23 protein-coding genes and 4 tRNA genes are annotated in these 22,461 nt (G+C 64.0%); 14 read left to right on the top strand and 13 right to left on the bottom strand.

All coding sequences use genetic code 11. From position 1 onward, the window contains the following. Positions 1-118 precede the first annotated feature (118 nt). Complete coding sequence (locus tag AC1ZV1_RS19800; RefSeq protein ID WP_484293244.1) at positions 119-889, bottom strand: DODA-type extradiol aromatic ring-opening family dioxygenase; 771 nt, start codon at positions 887-889, stop codon at positions 119-121. 356 nt (positions 890-1,245) lie between these two features. Here AC1ZV1_RS19800 and AC1ZV1_RS19795 point away from each other — a divergent pair, with 356 nt between their 5' ends. Beyond that, positions 1,246-1,902, top strand: a complete 657-nt coding sequence (locus AC1ZV1_RS19795) for a thiopurine S-methyltransferase (protein ID WP_484293243.1) — start codon at positions 1,246-1,248, stop codon at positions 1,900-1,902. 106 nt (positions 1,903-2,008) lie between these two features. On the opposite strand, the gene htpX is transcribed toward AC1ZV1_RS19795, so the two are convergent. The 3 genes from htpX to AC1ZV1_RS19780 form a co-directional block, all read right to left on the bottom strand. Next, positions 2,009-2,884, bottom strand: a complete 876-nt coding sequence (gene htpX, locus AC1ZV1_RS19790) for a protease HtpX (protein ID WP_054909673.1) — start codon at positions 2,882-2,884, stop codon at positions 2,009-2,011. A 172-nt stretch (positions 2,885-3,056) separates the two neighbouring features. Next, positions 3,057-3,497, bottom strand: a complete 441-nt coding sequence (locus tag AC1ZV1_RS19785) for a hypothetical protein (RefSeq protein WP_484293242.1) — start codon at positions 3,495-3,497, stop codon at positions 3,057-3,059. A gap of 28 nt (positions 3,498-3,525) precedes the next feature. Further along, positions 3,526-4,737 (bottom strand): pyridoxal phosphate-dependent aminotransferase, encoded by a 1,212-nt coding sequence (locus AC1ZV1_RS19780; RefSeq protein WP_259755988.1) that lies wholly within the window; start codon positions 4,735-4,737, stop codon positions 3,526-3,528. A gap of 291 nt (positions 4,738-5,028) precedes the next feature. Between AC1ZV1_RS19780 and msrB the strand changes: the two genes are divergently transcribed. From msrB to AC1ZV1_RS19765, 3 genes are all read left to right on the top strand, one after another. Next, entirely contained in the window at positions 5,029-5,424 is a 396-nt protein-coding gene (gene msrB / locus AC1ZV1_RS19775; protein WP_045211413.1) for a peptide-methionine (R)-S-oxide reductase MsrB, read from the top strand. Positions 5,425-5,584: 160 nt separating this feature from the next. Then, entirely contained in the window at positions 5,585-6,067 is a 483-nt protein-coding gene (locus AC1ZV1_RS19770; RefSeq protein ID WP_484293241.1) for a glutathione peroxidase, read from the top strand. Continuing rightward, the gene (locus AC1ZV1_RS19765) at positions 6,067-6,537 is read left to right on the top strand and encodes a MarR family winged helix-turn-helix transcriptional regulator (RefSeq protein WP_484293240.1); all 471 of its coding nucleotides are present in this window, start codon (positions 6,067-6,069) and stop codon (positions 6,535-6,537) included. The genes AC1ZV1_RS19770 and AC1ZV1_RS19765 overlap by 1 nt, the downstream gene beginning before the upstream one ends. 1 nt (position 6,538) lies before the next feature. On the opposite strand, the gene AC1ZV1_RS19760 is transcribed toward AC1ZV1_RS19765, so the two are convergent. Continuing rightward, positions 6,539-8,905 (bottom strand): ATP-binding protein, encoded by a 2,367-nt coding sequence (locus AC1ZV1_RS19760; RefSeq protein ID WP_484293239.1) that lies wholly within the window; start codon positions 8,903-8,905, stop codon positions 6,539-6,541. A 94-nt stretch (positions 8,906-8,999) separates the two neighbouring features. Between AC1ZV1_RS19760 and AC1ZV1_RS19755 the strand changes: the two genes are divergently transcribed. Both AC1ZV1_RS19755 and AC1ZV1_RS19750 read left to right on the top strand, forming a co-directional pair. After that, positions 9,000-9,896, top strand: a complete 897-nt coding sequence (locus AC1ZV1_RS19755; RefSeq protein WP_484293238.1) for an ATP-binding protein — start codon at positions 9,000-9,002, stop codon at positions 9,894-9,896. Next, positions 9,893-10,375, top strand: a complete 483-nt coding sequence (locus AC1ZV1_RS19750) for a GAF domain-containing protein (protein WP_484293237.1) — start codon at positions 9,893-9,895, stop codon at positions 10,373-10,375. Before AC1ZV1_RS19755 ends, AC1ZV1_RS19750 begins: the two co-directional genes overlap by 4 nt. 56 nt (positions 10,376-10,431) lie before the next feature. On the opposite strand, the gene AC1ZV1_RS19745 is transcribed toward AC1ZV1_RS19750, so the two are convergent. Together AC1ZV1_RS19745 and AC1ZV1_RS19740 are read right to left on the bottom strand one after the other, a co-directional pair. Further along, positions 10,432-11,094, bottom strand: a complete 663-nt coding sequence (locus AC1ZV1_RS19745) for a glutathione S-transferase family protein (RefSeq protein ID WP_484293236.1) — start codon at positions 11,092-11,094, stop codon at positions 10,432-10,434. A gap of 48 nt (positions 11,095-11,142) precedes the next feature. Further along, a complete protein-coding gene (locus AC1ZV1_RS19740; RefSeq protein ID WP_484293235.1) occupies positions 11,143-11,913 on the bottom strand; it encodes a hypothetical protein in 771 nt (256 codons plus the stop codon). Positions 11,914-12,129: 216 nt separating this feature from the next. On the opposite strand from AC1ZV1_RS19740, the gene AC1ZV1_RS19735 reads away from it, so the two are divergent. From AC1ZV1_RS19735 to AC1ZV1_RS19720, 4 genes are all read left to right on the top strand, one after another. Then, a tRNA-Glu gene (locus AC1ZV1_RS19735) sits at positions 12,130-12,205 on the top strand. Positions 12,206-12,207: 2 nt separating this feature from the next. Beyond that, positions 12,208-12,283: transfer RNA gene (locus AC1ZV1_RS19730), tRNA-Gly, on the top strand. Between the two features lie 84 nt (positions 12,284-12,367). Next, positions 12,368-12,443: transfer RNA gene (locus AC1ZV1_RS19725), tRNA-Gly, on the top strand. 74 nt (positions 12,444-12,517) lie between these two features. After that, positions 12,518-12,593: transfer RNA gene (locus AC1ZV1_RS19720), tRNA-Gly, on the top strand. A 103-nt stretch (positions 12,594-12,696) separates the two neighbouring features. Here AC1ZV1_RS19720 and AC1ZV1_RS19715 read toward each other — a convergent pair. The 4 genes from AC1ZV1_RS19715 to AC1ZV1_RS19700 form a co-directional block, all read right to left on the bottom strand. Continuing rightward, a complete protein-coding gene (locus AC1ZV1_RS19715; protein ID WP_484293234.1) occupies positions 12,697-13,221 on the bottom strand; it encodes a DUF3592 domain-containing protein in 525 nt (174 codons plus the stop codon). A 144-nt stretch (positions 13,222-13,365) separates the two neighbouring features. Further along, positions 13,366-13,776, bottom strand: coding sequence for a PA2817 family protein (locus AC1ZV1_RS19710; protein WP_192432874.1), 411 nt, complete (start codon positions 13,774-13,776; stop codon positions 13,366-13,368). A gap of 72 nt (positions 13,777-13,848) precedes the next feature. Then, a complete protein-coding gene (locus AC1ZV1_RS19705) occupies positions 13,849-14,268 on the bottom strand; it encodes a PA2816 family glutamine-rich protein (protein WP_484293233.1) in 420 nt (139 codons plus the stop codon). Between the two features lie 119 nt (positions 14,269-14,387). After that, a complete protein-coding gene (locus AC1ZV1_RS19700; protein ID WP_484293232.1) occupies positions 14,388-16,823 on the bottom strand; it encodes an acyl-CoA dehydrogenase in 2,436 nt (811 codons plus the stop codon). Between the two features lie 247 nt (positions 16,824-17,070). Here AC1ZV1_RS19700 and AC1ZV1_RS19695 point away from each other — a divergent pair, with 247 nt between their 5' ends. From AC1ZV1_RS19695 to AC1ZV1_RS19680, 4 genes are all read left to right on the top strand, one after another. Further along, positions 17,071-17,730: a transglutaminase-like domain-containing protein gene (locus AC1ZV1_RS19695; RefSeq protein WP_484293231.1), complete on the top strand. Its 660-nt coding sequence runs from the start codon at positions 17,071-17,073 to the stop codon at positions 17,728-17,730. Between the two features lie 144 nt (positions 17,731-17,874). Continuing rightward, positions 17,875-18,492 carry a glutathione S-transferase gene (locus tag AC1ZV1_RS19690; protein WP_484293230.1) on the top strand — a complete coding sequence of 206 codons (618 nt, stop codon included), beginning with the start codon at positions 17,875-17,877 and terminating at the stop codon, positions 18,490-18,492. Positions 18,493-18,598: 106 nt separating this feature from the next. Next, positions 18,599-19,531, top strand: coding sequence for an ABC transporter ATP-binding protein (locus AC1ZV1_RS19685; RefSeq protein WP_484293229.1), 933 nt, complete (start codon positions 18,599-18,601; stop codon positions 19,529-19,531). After that, entirely contained in the window at positions 19,528-20,307 is a 780-nt protein-coding gene (locus tag AC1ZV1_RS19680; RefSeq protein WP_484293228.1) for an ABC transporter permease, read from the top strand. The genes AC1ZV1_RS19685 and AC1ZV1_RS19680 overlap by 4 nt, the downstream gene beginning before the upstream one ends. A gap of 152 nt (positions 20,308-20,459) precedes the next feature. Here AC1ZV1_RS19680 and AC1ZV1_RS19675 read toward each other — a convergent pair whose 3' ends face one another. Both AC1ZV1_RS19675 and AC1ZV1_RS19670 read right to left on the bottom strand, forming a co-directional pair. Continuing rightward, positions 20,460-21,779 (bottom strand): heavy metal sensor histidine kinase, encoded by a 1,320-nt coding sequence (locus AC1ZV1_RS19675; protein ID WP_484293227.1) that lies wholly within the window; start codon positions 21,777-21,779, stop codon positions 20,460-20,462. Further along, positions 21,776-22,456, bottom strand: a complete 681-nt coding sequence (locus AC1ZV1_RS19670; protein WP_484293226.1) for a heavy metal response regulator transcription factor — start codon at positions 22,454-22,456, stop codon at positions 21,776-21,778. The genes AC1ZV1_RS19675 and AC1ZV1_RS19670 overlap by 4 nt, the downstream gene beginning before the upstream one ends. Between the last annotated feature and the right edge of the window lie 5 nt (positions 22,457-22,461).

The following is a 22,461-nucleotide window of genomic DNA, read 5'->3' as shown; positions in this document are numbered from 1 at the left end:
CCGGGGCGGGCTTTGCCCGCGATCACGCCCATGGGGCGCTGCTGGCATTCAGCTTTTGCAGAAGCGGACTTTGTCCCTGGTTCGCGGGCGCGGCTATCTCCTGCAAGGGCTGGGAGCTTCAACCGAAGCGGTAGATATCCATCCCCAGCGCGCCCAGGGTAAAGCCGGCGTGCTCCACCGTCATCGCCGAGCCGCCGGCGCCACGGGCGAAATACAACGGCAGCAGGTGCTCGTCGCGCGGGTGGTTACGCACCGCGTGGGGCGCCTGTTGGCGATAGTCGAACAGGGCGGCTTCGTCGTCGGCCTCCAGGTGCTCCACCATCCAGTCTCGGAAGGCCTTGGCCCAGGGCGTAATCACTTCAGGACCGGCGCGCCAGTTCAGCTCACCCAGGTTGTGGGTGATGCTGCCCGAGCCGATCAGCAGGATGCCCTCCTCGCGCAGCGCGCGCAGGGCCTGGCCAATGCGGTGCTGCATGGGGGCGCCGAGGCGACTGGGCAGGGACAGTTGCACGACAGGGATGTCGGCTCCGGGGTACATCAGGCTTAACGGGACCCAGGCGCCGTGATCCAGCGGACGCTCCGGGTCGAGGGTGGCCGGGAGGCCGTCCTCGGCCAGAAGCTCAACCACCCGCTTGGCCAGCTCCGGCGAGCCGGTGGTTGGGTATTGCACGGCGTAGAGCTCCGGCGGGAATCCGTAGAAATCATGCCAGGTGTCCGGCTTGGACGATGCGGTGACGCGCAGGTCCGGGGTTTCCCAGTGCGCGGAAACCACCAGGATGGCTTTGGGGCGTGGCAACTCTCGGGCCAGGCGCTTGAGGGGCGCCTCGCTGGCACCCGGGTCCAGGGCCAGCATGGGGGAGCCGTGGGAGATGAACAGGGCAGGGAGCATGGCGAACCTCGCTACTTGAATGCCTCTATGTTCACGCGCTCAAAGATCGAAATCCAGCATGGGTTTTTGACAAGAATGATCGTAATAGTAGATGTATTTCCGGCATTGGGTGGATTGAGATGCATCGCTTCAGAACTGCCAACCGGGTTGCAGAGTCGGAATGTCAGGCGAAATAGAGCGCCTGAGCGGGTTGTATATAGGATGATGCGTTAGAGTTTGCGGAAATTTCCCAAGCAATCGGCGAAATCAGTTATCCAGTCAGTCTGACAGGTCCGGAGACAGCTGGTACGAGTGGTGCCGTCTCCGTTGGTGCTGGCTGCTGGTCGCCCATTGCGGAATGTTTGAGCAGGTGATGTATGCAGCATGAATTCTGGCAGTCGCGCTGGGCGCGCAATGAAATCGGCTTCCACCAGCAGTCGGTGAATCCTAGTCTGCAACGGCATTGGCCAAACCTAGGGTTGCCCGAGGATTCGCAGGTGCTGGTGCCGCTCTGCGGCAAGAGCCTGGACATGCTCTGGCTGGCGCAATGGGGCTACCGCGTGCTGGGTGTTGAGTTAGCCGAGCGTGCTGCCGTCGACTTCTTTGCCGAGCTGGGGGTCACCCCGCAGATCATCGAGGAAGGCGCGCTGCGTCGTTACAGCTATGAGCGCCTGGAGATTCTCCAGGGCGACTTCTTCGACGTGACGGCTGAGCAGGTGTCCGGCTGCAGCGGTCTGTACGACCGCGCCGCGCTGATTGCTCTGCCGTCGGATCTGCGCGCTGACTATGCGGTTCATTTGCAGCAGATTCTGCCGCAGACGGTGAGAGGGCTACTGGTCAGCCTGGAGTACCCGCAGGCGGAAATGGACGGCCCGCCCTTCGCCGTGCTGGCGGATGAGGTGCGCGGGCTTTTCGCCACGGGCTGGGGCGTGGAGGAGGTGGAGCGCCTCGACGTGCTGGCGGAGAATCCGAAATTCCTCAAGCGCGGCGTCGGCCGCCTGGACGAGGTGGTCTTCTCGCTGAACCGTGGCTGAGCGCATGTCCAGCCTGCAGGAGTGCCGGCCATTTCCGCGACCGCTCGCGTAACCCGCGAATGAAAAAAGGCGACCCGAGGGTCGCCTTTTTCTATCGTCTGGATATTCAGCGGCCAGCGGCGCGCAGGGCTTCGATGCGGTCTTCCAGTGGCGGGTGGCTCATGAACAGGCCGGCGAGGCCATGCTTGAGGTTGCCATTGATGCCGAAGGCCTGCAGCGAGTCCGGCATCTGCACCGGCACACCCTGTTCGGCGCGCAGACGTTGCAGCGCGGCGATCATTGCGCCTGTGCTGGCGAGGCGGGCGCCCGCCTCGTCGGCACGGTATTCACGTTTGCGCGAGAACCACATGACGATGATGCTGGCGAGAATGCCCAGAACCAGTTCGGCAAAGATGGTCGCGACGAAGTAGCCGATGCCCGGGCCGTCTTCGTTCTTCAGGATCACCTTGTCGACGAAGTTGCCGAAGATGCGTGCGAAGAACATCACGAAGGTGTTCACCACGCCCTGGATCAACGCCAGGGTAACCATGTCGCCGTTGGCCACGTGGCCGATCTCGTGGGCCAGCACGGCTTTCACTTCTTCAGGCGAGAAGCGCTCCAGCAGGCCCTGGCTGACCGCGACCAGGGCGTCGTTGCGGTTCCAGCCGGTGGCGAAGGCGTTGGCCTCGTAGGCGGGGAAGATACCCACTTCCGGCATCTTGATACCGGCTTCGCGGGACAGTTCTTCCACGGTCTGCAGCAGCCACTGTTCGTGGCGGGTGCGCGGTTGGCTGATGATCTCGGTGCCGGTGCTCATCTTCGCCATCCACTTGGAGATGAACAGCGAAACCAGGGAGCCGGCGAAGCCGAAGACGGCACAGAAAATCAGAAGGCTACCGTAATTCTGGCCGGTGAAACGGTCCACGCCGAGCAGTTTCAGGGTGATGCTGGCGATCACCAGAACTGCCAGGTTGGTGGCCAGGAACAACAGGATGCGCATCATGGCGTAAAGCTTCTCCTCACGGTGACATTGCGGAAAACCGCCTGGGATTGCGGCTTTCCGGATCGACGGGCACAGGCGTGCCCGGGATCGCTAGATAGTATGCGGGGTATATACGGTTGGCCCCCAGGCGATTCAACTCGGGGACTATTTCAACTTGTGTCGCCTGCCTCGGTTAAGGGTGCCCGGGGGCGCTCTCGAAGAGTAGACGGGTCAGGCGCGCGATGCGTTCCCCGTGTCGGCTGGCCAGGGCTTCGCGCAGCTGGTTGGCCAGCGTGGCCTGCTCGCGGCGCACGCTGGGCGGCAGTTCCTCGGCGTCGCGCACGGCGTGGGGAACGATGCGGGTCAGGCGCATGAAGGCCTTTTCGCTGAGTACCGCCTGGTCCAAGGCTTCGTAGCGAATGGTTGCCTCGAAGCGCAGATAGCCTTCATCGGCCAACCACAGCAGCGCCCCTAGGCAACTCTGGTGGCGGGTGCTGGGCAGGCCGAACTCGTCGGGCTCTTCCCGGCCGATCAGGTCCTCGATGTAGAGGGCGATCTTGCGCGGGAAGGCCTGGTAGAGCGTCAGCAGGCCGGCAGCGGCATCCTTGTAGAAATCGTCGATCTGCAGGTCCATTTATGCGCTGGGATTCACTGGCGATGGTTTACTGGCGATAGCTTTTCAGGAAGTTACCGATGCGGCCGATGGCCTGCTCCAGGTCATCGACACGCGGCAGGGTAACCACCCTGAAGTGATCCGGCCAGGGCCAGTTGAAAGCAGTGCCCTGAACGATGAGCAACTTCTCGGAAAGCAGCAGGTCGAGGACGAATTTCTCGTCGTTGTGGATCGGGCAGACCTTCGGATCGATGCGTGGGAAGGCATAGAGCGCGCCCATGGGCTTCACGCAGCTGACGCCGGGGATGTCGTTGAGCAGCTCCCAGGCACGGTTGCGCTGCTCAAGCAGGCGTCCGCCCGGCAGCACCAGGTCGTTGATGCTCTGGTAGCCGCCCAGCGCGGTCTGGATGGCGTGCTGGCTCGGCACGTTGGCGCACAGGCGCATGTTGGCGAGGATGTCCAGGCCCTCGATGTAGCTCTGCGCCTTGTGCTTGGGGCCGGAAATGGCAATCCAGCCGGAGCGGAAGCCGGCCACGCGGTAGGACTTGGACAGGCCGTTGAAGGTCAGGCAGAGCACGTCCGGCGCCAGCGACGCGGTGGAAATGTGCTGGGCCTCGTCGTAGAGAATCTTGTCGTAGATCTCGTCGGAGAAGATCACCAGGTTGTGCTGGCGCGCCAGTTCGACGATATCCAGCAGCACTTCCTTCGAATAGACCGCGCCGGTGGGGTTGTTCGGGTTGATCAGCACCAGGGCCTTGGTGTTGCTGGTGATCTTCGCCTTCATGTCGGCGACGTCAGGGAACCAGCCGGCCTGTTCGTCGCACAGGTAATGCACCGGCTTGCCCCCGGAAAGGGCGACCGAGGCGGTCCACAGCGGGTAGTCGGGCGCCGGGATCAGCACCTCGTCACCGTTGTTGAGCAGCGCCTGCAGGGCCATGACGATCAGCTCGGATACGCCGTTGCCCAGGTAGATGTCCTCGATGCCGACGCCTTCCACCTGCTTCTGCTGGTAGTACTGCATCACCGCCTTGCGTGCGCTGAACAGGCCCTTCGAATCGCTGTAGCCCTGGGCGGTGGGCAAGTTGCGGATGACGTCCTGGAGGATTTCGTCCGGCGCCTCGAAACCGAACGGCGCCGGGTTGCCGATGTTCAGCTTGAGGATGCGGTGGCCTTCCTCTTCCAGGCGCTTGGCGTGCTTGAGCACGGGCCCGCGAATGTCGTAGCAGACGTTGGCGAGCTTGTTCGATTTGGTGACCTGCATGATCTGGGATTCCGAAATAGTCCGCGGCCGGCGACTTGGCAGGCTGTAACGCGGGTGACAGACTGGCGTCAAATGATGAGTTCGGAAGTGCTTTTCCCTGGTGTCGACCCTGAAAATCGACAGGAAAACAGTGAATTTCTCGAAAAAGCAGATTTTTTAAGGCTTTTCTATCGCGAGAATGTCTCTGTGCGGCAGATTCTGAACCTGACGTTAACCACGCGCATCATACGTGCGGCCCGATTCCCGGAAAAGGAGGCATCGGGCATTTTTTCCATTAATGGAGGCAGATCGATGGAAAAGCTGGAAAAGCCCCTGGATTCCTGGCGTGACGAACTCACCGACGAACAGTTCCATGTTTGCCGCCTGGGCGGCACCGAGCGCGCCTTCACCGGCGAATACCACGACACCAAGACACCCGGCATCTACCACTGCGTGTGCTGTGGCACCGCGCTGTTCGACTCCGACGCCAAGTACGACTCGGGCAGCGGCTGGCCGAGTTACTTCCAGCCGGTGAATGGCGAGGTGGTCAAGGAGCTGGAAGACTTCAGCCATGGCATGCACCGCATCGAGGTGCGCTGCGGCAAGTGCGATGCGCACCTGGGCCATGTCTTCCCCGATGGCCCGCGACCGACCGGGCTGCGTTACTGCATCAATTCGGCATCGTTGAAGCTGGTGCCGAAAGCATGATTCCTGGGCCCGCCATCGAGCGGGCCTTTTCTTTATTAACGGTCAGGGCGGGAAATCCTGTATTGCGGCATCTCATTTGGTGATTCGTGATCAATTAAATTGCACGCAATTCAATTGATCACTATTCTTCTGTTTCCCACTTCCTCCGGAGCCATGTCCGATGAGCGATGCACTGCTGAACATTCCCGTGACCACCATCAAGGGCGAACAGAAGACCCTCGCCGATTTCGGTGGCAAGGCCCTGCTGGTGGTGAATACCGCCAGCCAGTGCGGCTTCACCCCGCAATACAAGGGGCTGGAGAAGCTCTGGCGCGAGTACAAGGACAAGGGGCTGGTGGTGCTTGGCTTCCCCTGCAACCAGTTCGGCAAGCAGGAGCCAGGCAACGAAGGCGAGATTACCCAGTTCTGCGAGCTGAACTTCGGCGTGAGTTTCCCGCTGTTCAAGAAGATCGACGTCAATGGCTCGGACGCCCATCCGCTCTACGTGCAATTGAAGAAGCGCGCGCCAGGCGTGCTGGGCAGCCAGGGCATCAAGTGGAACTTCACCAAGTTCCTGATTGGCCAGGATGGCAAGCTGGTGAAGCGTTTCGCGCCGACCACCAAGCCCGAGCAACTGTCCGCCGAGATCGAAGCGCTGCTGTGATGAAAGACGCTGTCGCCCTGCCGGTTGAGCTGCAGCTGGACAACCAGTTGTGCTTCCGTCTGTACGCCGTGTCGCGCGCGGTGATCCGTGGCTACCGGCCGATGCTCGAGGCACTTGGCCTGACCTACCCGCAGTACCTGGCCATGCTGGTGCTCTGGGAGTGGCAGGCCGAGCCACCGGAGCAGCCGTCGGTGAAGGCGCTGGGTGAGCGCCTGATGCTCGATTCTGGCACGCTCACACCGCTGCTCAAGCGCCTTGAGCAGCTTGGCCTGGTGCTGCGCCGCCGTGCGCAGCATGACGAGCGCGAGGTGCACCTCGGCCTGACGGCGGATGGCGTGGCCTTGCGCGAGAAGGTGCTGCCGCTGCGTGAGGAATTGCTATGCCGCAGTGGCATCGATCTGGGTGTCACCGATGGTCTGCGCGAGCAGCTTGATGGCTTGTTGCGGCAGTTGGCTAAGCTGGACGCCTGAGTCAGCCGCGTAGCCGGTGCCCTGCCCAGCGTTCGAGGATGGCTGCCAGCTCGTCGCGGTGGAAGGGCTTGGCGAGGTAGTCGTCCATGCCGGCGGCGCGGCAGCGCTCGCGCTCCTCCGGCAGGGCGTTGGCGGTCAGGGCAACCACCGGCAGGTCCGGCCAGCGGCCGCTCTCGCGGATTTCGCGGGTGGCCTGGTAGCCGTCCATCACTGGCATGTTGCAGTCCATCAGCACCAGGTCGAACCCGGCGGCATCGAGCTGTTTCAGCGCTTCTTCGCCGTTGGTGGCGATGGCCACCTGGCAGCCCAGCTTTTGCAGCAGCCCGCGCGCGACCAACTGATTGACGGGGTTATCCTCGACCAACAGCACCCGGGCGGCGAATTGCTCCTGTGGCGCAGCTCCGGAGGACTTCGACGCCGGTAGAGGCTGGTGCTCGAACGCCTGCTTCAGCGCCTGGTAGAGAACCGTCCGGGACAGCGGCCGTGCGAGTTGGCGCAGCGGGGTGAGACGCTGTGCCAGTTCGGGGTCGAGGAAGTTTCCGTAGGCCGTGACCAGCAGTACCGGTTTGGTGACGTTCTGGCGCAGCACGACCAGGCAATCCGGGCAGTCCGAGAGCAGTGCGTCCAGCTCGGCGCCAGCCAGGCTCTCGTCGATGTCCAGGCGCTGGTAGTCCACACCCCATGCCGGCAGCCAGTTCTGTAGCAGCGCCGCCAGCCCGCTGCTGGCGGCGCATTGCACGATCAGCTTGCCGCCCAGTTTCGCCGGCGGATGGGCTGGCTCCAGTGACGGCAGCGGCAGGGTGACGACGAATTCGCTGCCCAGGCCGGGTTCGGAGGTCACGCTCAGCTCGCCCTGCATCGCCTCGCAGAGCTTGCGAGTCAATGCCAGACCCAGTCCGGTGCCGCCGTACTGGCGCGTGATGCCGGCGTCGGCCTGGGTAAAGGGCTGGAATATCTTCTGCAGGGCTTCGGGTGCCACGCCGATACCGGTGTCGCGCACGCTGATGCGTACCCCGTGGTCCAGTGGCTCGACGCATACATCGACGCGGCCGAAACGGGTGAACTTGAGGGCGTTGGACAGCAGGTTGCTGACCACCTGGCGTACCCGTGTCGGGTCGCCGGAGAGCTGTGCCGGCAACTGCGGGCTGATCAGGCAGGTAAGTTCTACCGCTGGGCCGGCGTTCTGCGAGAGCAGGCTGGCGGTGTCTTCCACCAGGGTGCCGAGATCGAAGGGGATCTGCTCGAGCTCCAGCTGGCCGGCCTCGAACTTGGAGAGGTCGAGCACGTCGTTGAGCAGTTCCACCAGCACCTTGCCCGAGTCGTGGGCGATGGACAGCTGCTGGCGTTGCTCGGCCGTCAGCGGGCCGTCCAGCGCCAGGCCGAGCATGCCCAGCAGGCCGTTGAGCGGGGTGCGTATCTCGTGGCTCATGTTGGCCAGGAAGCTGCCGCGCGCCTGAGCCATGGCGAGGGCGGTCTGCCGTGCCTGCTCCAGTTCCTGGTTGGACAGAGTCAGGCGAGCGTTGGCTGCCTTCAGTTCGGCAGTGCGTGCGGCGACGATGCTTTCCAGCTCTTCCAGATACTGGGTCAGGCGATCTTCGGCTTCGCGGCGCTGTTCCATCTCCACGGAAATCCGGTTGAGCTGGCGGTTGGTGACCTCTACCAGGACGCCGATCTCATCGCGCTCATGGCCGCGCGGGCAGGGCAGGCGCAGGCGCGAAGGCGAGCGCGGGTCGTGGCGCGACAGGGCGTCGATCAGGGCCACCAGCGGCTTGGTCAGCAACGCGTAGAAGAGCACCAGCAGGATCAACGACAGCATCAGGCTGCGTACGAAACCGGAGATGAACGTCATCCCGGCTCGGCGGAGGAAGTCATTGCCGAAGACGAAGGTATCGATCTCCAGGCGCAGCACGCCGAGGGATTCGGCCGGCGCGTGCTCGACAAATAGCGGCTCCTCATAGGTGCGCTGCTGGCCGAAGAGGAAGTCGCTCAGGCCGCGCAGGTGGCTTTCTGCCGGCGGTCGGTCGGCGCTGGCCAGGGGCACGTTGGCGTTGTCGATGATTTCGGCCCGAATCACGGCGGGCGAGCGCAGCAGGCCGACGACCAGTTCCTGGGCGAGTTCAGCGTCGATGTTGTAAGCGATTCGCGCGGCGGGGTTGTGGCTGACGTCCAGCAGCGCGCGCACTTCGCGGTTGATGGAGGCGTCCTGGCTGGCATAATCGACGCCTACCTGGATGAGGCTCAGCAAGGTGCCGAGGATGAACGCCACCAGCACCGTCAGGCTGGCCTGCTTGAACGAGAGGCGATGTGTGAGCGCAATATCCATGGTTGCGGAGCGTCGCCTCGCAGAAGCTTTCCTGCGGCGTAGCATAGCCCATCAGAACCGTCTGTCGGGATAGCCCGAAGGCGAAGAAATTTCCCGCGTCGCGCCTGAAGAGTGGCACTCGGAGAACATGGAGACTCGCGTGGATTCTCGTCTGAATGATTTTCTCGCCCGCGCCGAAGCGATGATGGCGCGCCTCGAGCCTTTGCTGCCGGCCGTTCGCGAAACGGTGGACTGGGAGCACAGCCTGGCGGCTCGCTGGCACCGCGACGGCCGCAGTGGGTACCTGCAGCCACTGCAGGTCCGTCTCGACCTGCGCCTGGATGATCTGCTGGGCGTTGACAAGCAGCGCGAGCAACTGGCGCGCAACACCCGCCAGTTCGTCGCTGGTCAGCCGGCCAACCACGCGTTGCTGTGGGGTGCCCGGGGTACCGGCAAGTCGTCGCTGGTGCGCGCGTTGCTGGCCGAATTGGCTGGCGAAGGACTGCGCCTGATCGAGATCGAGCGCGACCACCTGGCCGATCTGCCGCGTGTGGTCGAGCAGGTCCAGGGCTTGCCGCAGCGCTTCGTGCTGTTCTGCGATGACCTGTCGTTCGATGCGGGCGAGGGCGATTTCCGCGTTCTCAAGAGCGTGCTCGACGGCTCGCTCGAGCAGGCGCCGGACAACGTGCTGCTCTATGCCACTTCGAACCGCCGCCATCTGGTCTCGGAGAAGCAGAGCGACAACGAGAACTGGAAGATGGTCGATGGCGAGTTGCATCCCAGCGAAGCCGTCGAAGACAAGATCGCCCTGTCCGACCGATTCGGCCTGTGGCTTTCCTTCTACCCCTTCACCCAGGAGCACTTCCTCAGCGTTGTGCGCCACTGGATCGAGGTGCTCGCGCAGAAGTCCGGGCTCGCGGCCTGGGCCTGGGACGAGGCGTTGGAGAAGGAAGCCATCCGCTGGGCGCTCGGACGCGGCAACCGTAATGGCCGCTGTGCCTATCAATTCGCCCGCTACTGGGTGGGCAGACAATTGCTGGAAGGAGAGTCACCATGATCGATCTGCAACAGGCTGGCGCCGGCCTTGGCGGCTACGCGCTGCTGGCCGCCCAGGCGGAGTCGCTGTTCGCCGACGAGCGCGACTTCATCGCCAACGCCTCGCAGTTTTCGGCGTTGCTGTTCAACGAGCTGCCGGACCTGAACTGGGCCGGCTTTTACCTGAACCGCGACGAAGAGTTGGTGCTCGGCCCGTTCCAGGGCAAGGTCGCCTGCGTGCGCATTCCCTTCAGCAAGGGCGTGTGTGGCGCAGCGGCGCGTACCCGCGAAACCCAGCGTGTCGAAGACGTGCATGCATTTCCCGGCCACATCGCCTGCGACAGCGCTTCCAACAGCGAACTGGTCGTGCCGCTGGTAAAGGAGGGGCGCCTGATCGGCGTGCTGGACCTGGACAGCCCGAGCCTCGGTCGTTTCAGTGCGGAAGACCAGGCAGGCATCGAGCGCCTGGTGGAAATCTTCCTGCGCCTGTCCGACTGCTGATTCGCGACCATGAAAAAGCCCCGCCTAGGCGGGGCTTTTTCTTTATCGGCGCAGGTTCAGCGCTTGGCCATGATCTTGGTGATGATCTGCAACTCGCCCTGGACGATCGCGGCCAGGGAAGGGCGGGCGAGGGTGCGCTCGAAGTGTGCGGCCAGCGCCGGCCAGCGCTGGTTGTTCAGTTCTTCCCCGCCGTGGCGCAGGTTGACCAGTTGGCAGGCGATGGCGATGTCGGCCAGGCTAAAGCGGTTATCGACGAACCACTGCTGTTCGCCCAGGCATTTCTCCAGGTAGTCGAAGTGCTCGGGGAGCTTCTCCTGCATGGCGCCCTTCACCGCGACTTCATCGCAGGTCTTGCCCATCAGCGGCTTGAGCAGGCGGTTGCGGAACACGGTAAAGGTGGTCAGCGGCGCCAGCTCGTAGTCGGCGTACTTCTCCAGCCAGTTGATCCGTGCGCGGGATTGGGCGCCTTCCCCGCACAACGGAGCACGCTGCGGGTCGCGGTCTTCCAGGTAGTGGCAGATGACACTGGAGTCGGCGAGGGTGAAGTCACCGTCGCGGATCGCTGGCACGCGGCGCAGCGGGTTGAGATCGCGGTACCAGTCCGGCTGGTTGAACGGGTTGACGTTCTCCAGTTGGTAATCGAAGCCTTTCTCGGCCGCGAACAGGCGGACTTTGCGTACGAAAGGGGACAGCGGGGCGCCGAAAACGACGAGGCTCATGCAAGGCTCCTGGGGCGAAGGTGGCCGGGGTAGAGGTTCAACGACGGATCAGTCGTACAGGTTCTTCTTCTTCCAGATATCGTCGTCATCCAGTGCCTTTAGACCGTCGCCCAGTTCGCTCTGTTCATCGGTTGCGGGTTGGGAAGATTCCAGCACCAGGGCGTTGGCGCGGGCCAACTGGACTTCCATCTGCTTGAGCTGCGTCTGGTAGCGGCCGATTTCCGGCTGCTTCTGCAGGTACTGAGCCCCGCGCTCGAAGGCCAGGCGTGCCTGGCGGGGTTGGCCTTGCTGGAGCGCCTGCTGGCCGAGGTTGCCGAAGAACTCTATGTGGAGGAGGGTGAGCAGGTGGCGGATTTCCTTCACCCACCTCTGCGCCTCGACCCGCGGCAGCATGTTGTCCTGGGCGCAGCGGGTCAGTTGGGCGTGCAGGGCTTCGAAGAGGAAGCGCACGTCCTTGGCCTTGGCCTCGGTGAGGATCGGCTGCGGCGCATTCTTCACTGGAATGGCTTCGCCCTTGGCGACCAGGCCGCGCAGCTCTTCCATACGCTGCTTCAGCGCAGTGTTCTGTTTATCGACAGAAAGGAGGCGCTCGCTGAGGTTCAGCTCGAAGCCGCTGAGCAGCAGCTTCAGCGCCGGCGACATGAACTGGCCGGGTAGAGATTCGGAAACATCGGCGCAACGCCGGCAGCGGTCGGACAGATCGGCCTTCAGACGCGCCTGTTCCAGCTTGCGGTTTTCCACCAGATGGTTGATGTAGCCGATGGCGACCAGCAGGGCGATACCGACGAGAACCAGGACCGTAATGACGATTGGCGACACCGTGGAGTGCTCCGGATGTTTTTCCGCGAGTGTAATGTCTTAGTGATACTGCTGATAGCGGCAGCTCAGTTTTTACTCAGAAGTCTTTGATTTAAAAAATATTTCTACTAAGGGTTGACGGACTTTCAAAGCGTCCCTAGAATGCGCGCCACTTCGACGCGAAACGCAGAACTTGCCGGAACGACGAAGTCGGAAAGATGTTAAGTTCCGGGCCGCGTCCCCTTCGTCTAGTGGCCTAGGACACCGCCCTTTCACGGCGGTAACAGGGGTTCGAGTCCCCTAGGGGACGCCATTGCGGGAATAGCTCAGTTGGTAGAGCACGACCTTGCCAAGGTCGGGGTCGCGAGTTCGAGTCTCGTTTCCCGCTCCAGATTCTCGATCATCGCTTCGGCGGTGATCGAAAGATGAAATGGCGTTACCCTTCGGCGAAAGCTGAAGGTTGCAATAAGTTGCTGCGGGAATAGCTCAGTTGGTAGAGCACGACCTTGCCAAGGTCGGGGTCGCGAGTTCGAGTCTCGTTTCCCGCTCCAAAATCGAAACGCCGCCCAGTTGGGCGGCGTTTTCGTTAACCACCGGCGAATGCCGACGGTTACAGCAGGTTGATGCGGGAATAGCTCAGTTGGTAGAGCACGACCTTGCCAAGGTCGGGGTCGCGAGTTCGAGTCTCGTTTCCCGCTCCAGAATCGAAACGCCGCCCAGTTGGGCGGCGTTTTCGTTTGTGCCGAGAAAATGCCAACGCAAAAGCCCGCTCATGGCGGGCTTTTGCGTTTCCAGGGCCGGGGATCACGCGGCAGACGGCTGTTCCTCGCGGGGTACGAACAGGCGCCGGGTTGCCAACAGGTGGACGATGAAGCTGATCAGCGCAGCGCCCAGTACACCCACACCCAGGCGAGTGAACAGGCCGCTGGTGTCGGAGAGGCCTTGCAGTCGGTCGAGACGGTCGAAGTGCGCCGGGTTGGCGTTGGAGTAGGCGATCTGGAGCACGGTGCCTTCCGGATACTTGTCGGCGTTGCTGCCAGCGATGTCGAAGCGGCCGATGTAGGGCTGGCCTTTCACCTCGAACTGGTAGGTGAAGTGGTACATCTCCTTGGTACGGCCGCGGCGGCCGCGCTCCTCGGTGACTTCATCCAGCGCCAGTGGCGCGCTGACCACCGAGTGGTCGGCAAGGATGCGTTTGGCGCGCAGGTGATCGCCGATGGCGGTGAGACACATCACCAGGATGAAGCCGATGGCGAAGACCGTACAGAGGATGCTGGAGATGCGGCGGACCTTCTCGTGGGCCCCTTGCGAGATCTTGAAGCTGAGCATGACGTTCCCTGCCTTGTCGTGGAAAAGTAACAAAAGGCTACGAGCGGGACGGCAGGGTGTCCTTGTCAGTTTGTCAACCGGACCGGGTGGAGTGCTGGACAGATCGTCCGTGGCGCGGCGGCAGGTGCCGCGCCGCCGGGAACATCAGTGCTTCGGCGCGTCATCCGGCAGGGCGAGCACCTGCTTCTCGCGGTTCCAGTCGAAAGGCTCGCCGTTTTCTTCGGCCTCGAAGCGACGTTCGTCGAGCTGCTGGTACATCTGCAGCTCTTCGTCGGGCATGTAGTGCAGGCAGTCGCCGCCGAAGAACCACAGCAGGTCGCGGGGAATCAGGTGGGCGATCTGCGGGTAGCGGTGGAAGATCTGGCTGATCAGGTCCTGGCCCAGGTACTGGGCACCTTCCGGGTCGCGCGGCAGTTCCACCAGCAGTTCGTCGAAACGCTCGAGGAACAGGCCGTGGTTGTCCTCGGGAACCTGCTCGGCTTCGCCCAGGGCGCCAAGGATCATGCGCAGGTGGTTGAGCAGGGCGATATGGTGGTCGAGATAGGCGCTGGCCATGGGATTCCTCTGGAGCTCTGTACAAACGGCCGGGGAGTATATCGGGTTTCGCCGCCGCTGCCGCCGGAACGATCAGCGGATCGGTTGCATCTGGATCTGCCGGCGCTGGTTGTCGATCTGTTGACGCTGTTGGTCGAGCAGGCGCTGCTGCTGTTGCAACTGGTCCCGCTGCAGCTCGTTCTTCTGCCGCTGGATCATCTGGTCGCTCTGTCGACGTTGTTCGTTCCAGCGCCGCTGATTGTCCTGCTGTCGTTGAAGGTCCTGCTGCTGTATCTGCAGGCGCTGGTCCTCATAGTTCAGGCGCTGCCTGTCCAACTGGTTCTGCCGCAGCTGCTGCTGGCGGCGCAGGCTGTCCTGCTGTTGCTGGATCGGATCGATGACCGGGTTGGGGGGCGGCACCGGGCGTTGCCGGCTGGGGTAGAGCCAGGGATCGGCGTGGACGCTGCCGGCCAGCAGCATTGCCAGCAGCAGGAGGGGAAGGGATCGACGCATGGTGCGGTTCTCCATTGCGGTGATTGTCTGAGTGTGCGCCCAATAGCCCGAACAGGCCTTGCTTTGCGTCGGACAAAAAGAAGGGCGCCCGAAGGCGCCCCGTGCGTGGATGGCGTTGGTCAATCAGCCTTGCCGGCCAGTTCTTCCTTGGAGAAATCGTCCACATCGATTACCGCGCGGCGTGCGCGCTCGGCAGCGTGGAGGGTTTGCGCCTCGTCGGCTGCCAGCACACCTGCGTCGTGGGCGGCGTCGATGGGCGACTGCCCCGGCTTGGGCGTGACGCCGTGCTCCTTGAGTGCCTTGTGCAGTTTCTTTTGCAACGGCGCGGCGGCGGCCAACTGGTCGTAGGCAACGGTGAGCTTGGCGACCGGATCGTCTGCGCCAGTGGGCAAGTGCGCGCCAGCGAGGATCGCCTGTAGCGCCGGGTCGCTCAATGGGCGGCCGAGGATGTCGGCGATCTCGGCATCCAGCGCATCGCTCGGGCCACGGTGGCGACGGCCCAGTGGTAGCACCAGCACGCGCAACAGGCAGCCGAAGGCGCGGTTGGGGAAGTTGTCGATCAGGTCGGCCAGCGCGGCTTCGGCCTTCTCCAGGTTCTCCTCCATCGCCCAGTGCAGCAGCGGATGCAGGTAGTCCGGGTTGTCCAGGTCGTGGTAGCGCTTGAGCGCCGCAGAGCCCAGGTAGAGGTGGCTCAGCGCGTCGCCCAGACGCGCGGACAGGCGCTCGCGGCGCTTCAGCTCGCCGCCGAGCATCATCATGCTGAAGTCGGCGAGCAGGGCGAAAGACGCGGCAAGGCGATTCAGCGCGCGATAGTACGGACGGCTGATCCGATCGCCCGGCACCTGGTCGAAGCTACCGAAGCCCAGGCCGAGCAGCAGGCTGCTGGCGGCGTTGCTGACGGCGAAGCCGACGTGGTTCAGCAGCAGTTCGTCGAACTCGCGCTCCGCCTGGTCCTGGTCGTCGCGGCGGGCCAGTTCCATCTCCTTGAGCACGTACGGATGGCAGCGGATCGCGCCCTGGCCGAAGATCATCAGGTTGCGCGAGAGGATATTGGCGCCCTCGACGGTGATGAAGATCGGCGCGGCCTGCCAGGAGCGGCCCAGGTAGTTGTTCGGGCCCAGGATGATGCCCTTGCCGCCGTGGATGTCCATGGCGTGGGCGATGCACTCGCGGCCGCGTTCGGTGAGGTGGTACTTGAGGATCGCCGAGAGCACCGAGGGCTTCTCGCCCAGGTCCACCGCGTTGGCGGTGAGGATGCGCGCGCTGTCCATCATCCAGGCGTTGCCGCCGAGACGGGCGAGGGCTTCCTGGATGCCTTCGAAGGCCGACAGCGGCACGTTGAACTGCTCGCGTACCTGGGCGTAGCGGCCGCTGACGTAGCTGCCCGCCTTGGCGGCGCTGGTGCCCACCGCCGGCAGGGAGATGGAGCGGCCCACCGACAGGCAGTTCATCAGCATCATCCAGCCTTTGCCGATCATCTCCTGGCCGCCGATGATGTAGTCCAGCGGCACGAACACGTCCTTGCCGGAGTTCGGGCCGTTCATGAACGCGGCGCCCAGCGGCACGTGGCGGCGGCCGATCTGCACGCCGGGAGTGCTGGTGGGAATCAGCGCCAGGGTGATGCCCAGGTCCTCTTGCTCGCCCAGCAGATGGTCCGGGTCATGGCACTTGAAGGCCAGGCCGAGGAGGGTGGCCACCGGGCCGAGGGTGATGTAGCGCTTCTCCCAGGTCAGGCGCAGGCCGATCACTTCCTCGCCTTCCCACTGGCCCTTGCAGACCACGCCGACGTCGGTCATGCCGCCGGCATCGGAACCGGCCTGCGGGCTGGTCAGGGCGAAGCAGGGGATCTCGTCGCCGCTGGCCAGGCGCGGCAGGTAGCGCTGGCGCTGGGCATCGGTGCCGTAGTGCAGCAGCAGCTCGGCCGGGCCGAGGGAGTTGGGCACCATCACGGTGGAGGCGAGGTCGCCGCTGCGGGTGGCCAGCTTCATCACCACCTGGGAGTGGGCGAAGGCGGAGAAGCCCTTGCCGCCGTATTCCTTGGGAATGATCAGGCCGAAGAAGCCCTGGCTCTTGATGTAGGCCCAGGCTTCGGGCGGCAGGTCCATGTCCTTGCCGACCTGATAGTCATTGATCATCGCGCAAAGCTGTTCGGTGGGGCCATCGACGAAGGCCTGCTCCTCCTCGGTCAGCTGTGCGCGGGGGTAGGCCAGCAGGGTGTGCCAGTCCGGACGGCCGCTGAACAGCTGGCCGTCCCACCACACGGTGCCGGCCTCGATGGCCTCGCGTTCGGTCTCGGACATCGGCGGCAGGGTCTTCTTGAACCAGGCGAACAGCCGCGAGGTGAACAGGCTGCGGCGCAGGTCGGTGGCGAGAATCGTCACCGCGACCACGGCCCAGAGCAGCCACAACAGCACCATCCAGCCATGGGCGTGGCTGAACAGGCTCATCAGAACCAGGTACACGGCGACGATGCCGAGTGCTTTCAGAGGCGCGGCGCGGCGATGTGCGAGCCAGGCGACGCCGAGGATCAGAACCAGTAACCAGACGAGCAGCATGCGGATTCCTCCATGACAGCCAGCCCCGGCGACCGCAGGCCGCGGCGGGCTTGGTGACGAACGTGCGCGAACACAGCGGCAGGTATTTCCAGCGGGAACTCCCTTCACCATGCACTCAAAGCGTAGCTGGGCGAATCGGGCCGATGGCCGCATGGCCGGACAGCTTGGCCGGATCGCCGTGTCGGGCGGACGCCGGCGCTGGTTAGACTGTGGGCGCCATCACGGATGACCGCCCGGAGACAACGCCATGCAGTCCTACCTCCAGCCCAGCCGCTTCGTTGATAGTGACCACCCCGGTGTAATCGAGTTCGCTCTAAATCACCGGGGCGACGGCGGCACGCCGCTGGAGCAGGCGGTGGCGCTGTATTACGCGGTGCGCGACCAGATTCGCTACAACCCCTACGTGTTCAGCCGCGACCCGCAGACGCTCAAGGCCAGTCATGCGCTGGAAGCCGGTCAGTCCTACTGCGTGCCCAAGGCCACGTTGCTGGCGGCCTGCGCGCGGCACTGCGGCATCCCCGCACGGATCGGCCTGGCCGACGTGAAGAACCACCTGGCCACGCCGCGCCTGCTGGAATTGCTGCGCAGCGAGGTATTCGCCATGCACGGCTACACCGAGCTGTTCCTCGAAGGCCGCTGGGTCAAGGCCACGCCGGCCTTCGACATCGGCCTGTGCGAAGCCTTCGGCGTACTGCCGCTGGAGTTCGATGGGCGCACCGACAGCGTCTTTCACCCGTTCAACCGCGACGGCGAACGGCACATGGAGTACCTGCGCGACCACGGCCAGTTCCCCGATGTACCCGAGGCGTTCTTCTTCAGCTACCTGAAGCAGTGCTACCCGCATCTGTTCACCGGCGAGGAGGCGCCCCTGGAGGGCGACATGCGCAGTGAGGCGGCAAGGCAATAAAGCGATCGCCCATGAACGCAATCGATAGTAACCATCAGTACGCGAGTCTTTTTTCCTGGCGCCGTTGTCGGTAGGGTGCCGTCATCCGAAGTCACGCCTTCAGCCCGTGCCTTCATCCGATGACGACGACAAGAGAGGCGCAGCATGCTCAAGATCTGGGGCCGGAAGAATTCCTCCAACGTGCGCAAGGCGCTCTGGTGTGCGGAAGAGGCGGGTCTGGCCTATGAGCGGATCGATGCCGGCGGCGCGTTCGGTGTGGTCAACGACGCGCCTTATCGCGCGCTGAACCCCAACGGCGTGGTGCCGACGCTGGACGATGATGGCTTCGTTCTCTGGGAGTCCAACACCATCGTCCGCTACCTCGCCGCGCGCTACGCGCCGGACCTGTACCCGCAGGACCTGCAGCAACGCGCCAGCGCTGAGAAATGGATGGACTGGACCACCTCGTCCCTGGCAACGCCGTTCCGCACCGTGTTCTGGGGGACGGTCCGCACCGCGCCGGAGCAGCGCGACGTCGCCGCCATCCAGGCCGCCATCGATACCTGCGTGGGTTTGCTGGCAATCCCTGAGGCTGCGCTGGCCAAGCAGCCCTTTCTCACCGGCGAACAATTCGGCATTGGCGACATTCCGCTGGGCTGCTTCATCTATGCTTGGTTCGAAATGCCCATCGAGCGCCCGGCACAGCCGCATCTTGCGGCCTGGTACGAACGCCTGAAGGCGCGCCCGGCGTACCGTGATGCGGTAATGACCGACCTGACCTGAGGGCCTGCGCGTGCCGCGGAGGTTGCAATCCTCGCGGCGTACCCTTATCAAGCAGGCCTTTTTCCAAAGACATGCGTCTTTCTACCGACTTGCAACGGGAATACCCATGAGTTCCGCGCTGTCCATCCGTCAACTGACGAAGACCTACGGCAACGGCTTCCAGGCCCTCAAGGGCATCGACCTGGACGTCGCCGAGGGTGATTTCTTTGCTTTGCTGGGCCCCAACGGCGCCGGCAAATCCACCACCATCGGCATCCTCTCCACCCTGGTGAACAAGACCAGCGGCACGGTCAACGTGTTCGGCCATGACCTGGACAAGGACCCCTACGGTTTGAAGCGTTGCCTGGGCGTGGTGCCCCAGGAATTCAACTTCAACCAGTTCGAGAAGGTGTTCGACATCGTCGTCACCCAGGCCGGCTACTACGGTATCCCGATGAGCGTGGCCAAGGGCCGCGCGGAGAAATACCTGACCCAGCTGGGCCTGTGGGACAAGCGCAACTCCGCCTCCCGCGAGCTCTCCGGCGGCATGAAGCGTCGCCTGATGATTGCCCGCGCGCTGGTGCATGAGCCGCGCCTGCTGATCCTCGATGAACCCACCGCTGGCGTGGACATCGAACTGCGCCGCTCGATGTGGAACTTCCTCACCGAGCTCAACCAGGAAGGCATCAGCATCATCCTCACCACGCACTACCTGGAGGAGGCCGAGCAGCTCTGCCGCAACATCGCGATCATCGACCACGGCACCATCGTGGAGAACACCAGCATGCGCAAACTGCTGAGCAAGCTGCACGTGGAGACCTTCTACCTCGACTTGCAGGGCACGCTGAGCGAGGCGCCGAAGCTGGATGGCTACCCGGTGCGCCTGGTGGATGACCACACCCTGGAAGTGCAGGTGGACAAGTCGCTGGGCATCAACGGCCTGTTCGTCCAGCTCAACGCCCAGGGCCTGCAGGTGCTGAGCCTGCGCAACAAGAGCAATCGCCTGGAGGAGCTGTTCGTGTCGCTGGTGGAGAAGAATCTGTCGAAGGTGGCGGTATGAGTCACGAACTGCGCGCCAACTGGGTCGCCCTCAACACCATCGTCTACCGTGAAGTCCGCCGTTTCCTGCGCATCTGGCCGCAGACGCTGCTGCCGCCGGCGATCACCATGGTTCTGTACTTCGTTATCTTCGGCAACCTGATCGGCCGGCAGATCGGCGACATGGGTGGCTTCACCTACATGCAGTACATCGTGCCCGGCCTGATCATGATGTCGGTGATCACCAACTCCTACGGCAACGTGGTGTCGAGCTTCTTCGGCAGCAAGTTCCAGCGCAACATCGAGGAGCTGCTGGTCTCGCCGGTGTCGCCGCACACCATCCTCCTGGGCTTCGTCGCCGGCGGCGTGCTGCGCGGGCTGGCGGTGGGTCTGATCGTCACCCTGCTGTCGTTGTTCTTCACCGATCTGCAGGTCCACCACATTGGGATCACTGTGCTGGTGGTGCTGCTGACGGCGGCGATCTTCTCCATGGGCGGTTTCGTCAACGCGGTGTTCGCCCGCAACTTCGACGACATCTCGATCATCCCCACTTTCGTGCTGACGCCGCTGACCTACCTGGGCGGGGTGTTCTACTCGATCACGCTGCTGCCGCCGTTCTGGCAGACCGTGTCGCTGGCCAACCCGATCCTGCACATGGTCAATGCCTTCCGCTACGGCATCCTCGGCGTGTCCGACATCCGCATCGGTACGGCGGTGGTGTTCATGCTGGTCGCGACCGTGCTGCTGTACTTCTTCTGTGTGCGCCTGCTGGTGAGCGGCCGCGGCATGCGGCAGTGAGCGGCGCGTTGCGGTGATGAAAAAGGCCCCGGTTGGGGCCTTTTGTTTTTCTGGCATTTCGCGGCGGATGAGTTCCCCTTTAGGAGCGGGCTTGCTCGCAAACGAATTCACCGACAGCTCCGGCGTTGGGCGGTTCGCGAGCAAGCTCGCTCCTACAGGTCATGAAACTCGATGACGAACCGCGTCCACCCCTGCGCTGATTCGCAGCGAATCTCCCCGCCGTGGGCACGGACAATGGACCGGCAGATCGCCAACCCCAACCCGGCGTGCTCGCCCTGGCCTTCGCGGCGGGCCGGGTCGGCGCGGTAGAAGCGATCAAACAGGCGCGGCAGGCGCTCGGCGGGAATCTCCCGGCCAGGGTTCTCCACGCTCAGCCGGCCTGGCTCCAGGCGCACGCGAATCTGCCCACCGTCCGGAGTGAAGCGCAGCGCATTGTCCAGCAGGTTGGCCAGCACCCGGCGCAGCAGGGCGCGGTCGCCCTGCACCGACAGCTCGCCGTCGCGCTCCAGGCGGATGGACTTCTCCTCGGCCAGCGGCCCGTAGAACTCCAGCAACTCGTCCACCTCGCCAGACAGTTCCAGCGGCTCGCTGCTGGGCGTCAGCAGGCCGTGGTCGGCCTTGGCCAGGAACAGCATGTCGTTGACCATCGCCGTGAGCCGCTCAAGTTCCTCCAGGTTGCCGTGCAGCGCCTCGCGGTAATCCTCCAGGCTGCGCGAGCGCGACAGCACCACCTGGGTCTGGGTCAGCAGCCCGGTGAGCGGCGTACGCAGCTCGTGGGCAATGTCGGCGGAGAAGGCCGACAGGCGCTGGAAAGCTTCTTCCAGGCGCGCCAGCATGGCGTTCAGCTCGCCGGCCAGGCCGCGCAGTTCCTGCGGCATCTGCCCGGCATCCAGGCGGGTGGTCAGCGAGTGCGCGCTGACCCTCGCTGCCACCTCGCTCATGCGTCGCAGCGGGCGCAGGCTGGCGCGGGCGGCCCAGGCACCGAGCAGGGCGGTGGCCAGGGCGGAGAGGCCCATGGTCATCCAGATCAGCCGTTGCATGCGCTGCAGGAAGTGCTGGTGGTGGGTGATGTCGAGGATCAGCGTCAGTTGCGCGCCGTCGCGCTGCTGGGCGTCCAGCGGAGCCTGCAGTTCGCGGAACGAGGGCTCCTCGCCGTTGGCCATGTTCATCGCCGGGCGCTGTTCGAACCAGATGGCACCGTCCGCGCCCTGCAGGCGCAGGCCGAGGTCGGGGTGGCGGCGCAGCTCCCGGCGCAATTCGGCGGTGTGTGGTGCAAGCTGCTGCGGGCCGCCAACGTCGCCCAGCATGTCGCGGAAGATTGCCAGCTTGCCGGCCATCAACTGGTGGTCGAGCTCGATGAAATGCGCCTCGCTGGCGCGGCTGAAGATGATTCCGGCCAGCAGTGACACGGCGGCAGTGCAGGCGGCGAACAGCAGGCTCAGGCGCAGGCCGAGGGACAAGCGTGCGCTCATGCTTCGCGCTCTTCCAGCACGTAGCCCATGCCGCGCACGGTGTGGATCAGGCGCTGGGGGAAGTCGTCGTCGACCTTGGCGCGCAGGCGGCGGATGGCGACTTCGATGACATTGGTGTCGCTGTCGAAATTCATATCCCACACCTGGGAGGCGATCAGCGACTTGGGCAGCACTTCGCCGCAGCGACGCAGTAGCAGTTCCAGCAGGGCGAATTCCTTGGCGGTCAGGTCGATGCGCTTGCCGGCGCGCTGCACGCGGCGGCGCAGCAGGTCCAGTTCGAGGTCCGCCAGTTGCAGGGTGGTTTCCTGAATCTGCTGGCCACCACGACGCAGCAGCGTGCGTACGCGGGCCAGCAGTTCGACGAAGGCGAAGGGCTTCACCAGGTAGTCGTCGGCGCCCAGTTCCAGGCCGCGCACGCGGTCTTCCACGGCATCGCGTGCGGTGAGGAACAGCACGGGCACGGCGCTGCCGGCCTGGCGCAGCGCCTGGAGGATCTGCCAGCCGTCACGGCCGGGCAGCATCACATCGAGGATCAGCAGGTCGTGCTCGCCGGTCAGCGCCAGTTGCAGGCCTTCATCGCCGTCGGCGCTCAGGTCGACGGCGAAGCCGGCTTCGCTCAAACCCTGCTGCAGGTACTGGCCGATGCGTGGTTCGTCTTCGACGATGAGGAGTTTCATCCGGG

The sequence above is a fragment of the Pseudomonas sp. BB438 genome (assembly GCF_057180225.1).
This window is presented reverse-complemented; position numbering and strand designations above follow the sequence as displayed.

Bases quoted from the DNA above. Each gene is read 5' to 3' on its own strand.
- AC1ZV1_RS19770 (WP_484293241.1), top strand. From the start codon at position 5,585: ATGAGCGATGCACTGCTGAACATTCCCGTGACCACCATCAAGGGCGAA.
- AC1ZV1_RS19785 (WP_484293242.1), bottom strand. From the start codon at position 3,497: ATGGACCTGCAGATCGACGATTTCTACAAGGATGCCGCTGCCGGCCTG.
- msrB (WP_045211413.1), top strand. From the start codon at position 5,029: ATGGAAAAGCTGGAAAAGCCCCTGGATTCCTGGCGTGACGAACTCACC.
- AC1ZV1_RS19715 (WP_484293234.1), bottom strand. From the start codon at position 13,221: ATGCTCAGCTTCAAGATCTCGCAAGGGGCCCACGAGAAGGTCCGCCGC.
- AC1ZV1_RS19670 (WP_484293226.1), bottom strand. From the start codon at position 22,456: ATGAAACTCCTCATCGTCGAAGACGAACCACGCATCGGCCAGTACCTG.
- AC1ZV1_RS19765 (WP_484293240.1), top strand. From the start codon at position 6,067: ATGAAAGACGCTGTCGCCCTGCCGGTTGAGCTGCAGCTGGACAACCAG.
- AC1ZV1_RS19800 (WP_484293244.1), bottom strand. From the start codon at position 889: ATGCTCCCTGCCCTGTTCATCTCCCACGGCTCCCCCATGCTGGCCCTG.
- AC1ZV1_RS19690 (WP_484293230.1), top strand. From the start codon at position 17,875: ATGCTCAAGATCTGGGGCCGGAAGAATTCCTCCAACGTGCGCAAGGCG.
- AC1ZV1_RS19695 (WP_484293231.1), top strand. From the start codon at position 17,071: ATGCAGTCCTACCTCCAGCCCAGCCGCTTCGTTGATAGTGACCACCCC.
- AC1ZV1_RS19705 (WP_484293233.1), bottom strand. From the start codon at position 14,268: ATGCGTCGATCCCTTCCCCTCCTGCTGCTGGCAATGCTGCTGGCCGGC.
- AC1ZV1_RS19780 (WP_259755988.1), bottom strand. From the start codon at position 4,737: ATGCAGGTCACCAAATCGAACAAGCTCGCCAACGTCTGCTACGACATT.
- AC1ZV1_RS19710 (WP_192432874.1), bottom strand. From the start codon at position 13,776: ATGGCCAGCGCCTATCTCGACCACCATATCGCCCTGCTCAACCACCTG.
- AC1ZV1_RS19685 (WP_484293229.1), top strand. From the start codon at position 18,599: ATGAGTTCCGCGCTGTCCATCCGTCAACTGACGAAGACCTACGGCAAC.
- AC1ZV1_RS19795 (WP_484293243.1), top strand. From the start codon at position 1,246: ATGCAGCATGAATTCTGGCAGTCGCGCTGGGCGCGCAATGAAATCGGC.
- AC1ZV1_RS19745 (WP_484293236.1), bottom strand. From the start codon at position 11,094: ATGAGCCTCGTCGTTTTCGGCGCCCCGCTGTCCCCTTTCGTACGCAAA.
- htpX (WP_054909673.1), bottom strand. From the start codon at position 2,884: ATGATGCGCATCCTGTTGTTCCTGGCCACCAACCTGGCAGTTCTGGTG.
- AC1ZV1_RS19675 (WP_484293227.1), bottom strand. From the start codon at position 21,779: ATGAGCGCACGCTTGTCCCTCGGCCTGCGCCTGAGCCTGCTGTTCGCC.
- AC1ZV1_RS19700 (WP_484293232.1), bottom strand. From the start codon at position 16,823: ATGCTGCTCGTCTGGTTACTGGTTCTGATCCTCGGCGTCGCCTGGCTC.
- AC1ZV1_RS19680 (WP_484293228.1), top strand. From the start codon at position 19,528: ATGAGTCACGAACTGCGCGCCAACTGGGTCGCCCTCAACACCATCGTC.
- AC1ZV1_RS19750 (WP_484293237.1), top strand. From the start codon at position 9,893: ATGATCGATCTGCAACAGGCTGGCGCCGGCCTTGGCGGCTACGCGCTG.
- AC1ZV1_RS19760 (WP_484293239.1), bottom strand. From the start codon at position 8,905: ATGCTACGCCGCAGGAAAGCTTCTGCGAGGCGACGCTCCGCAACCATG.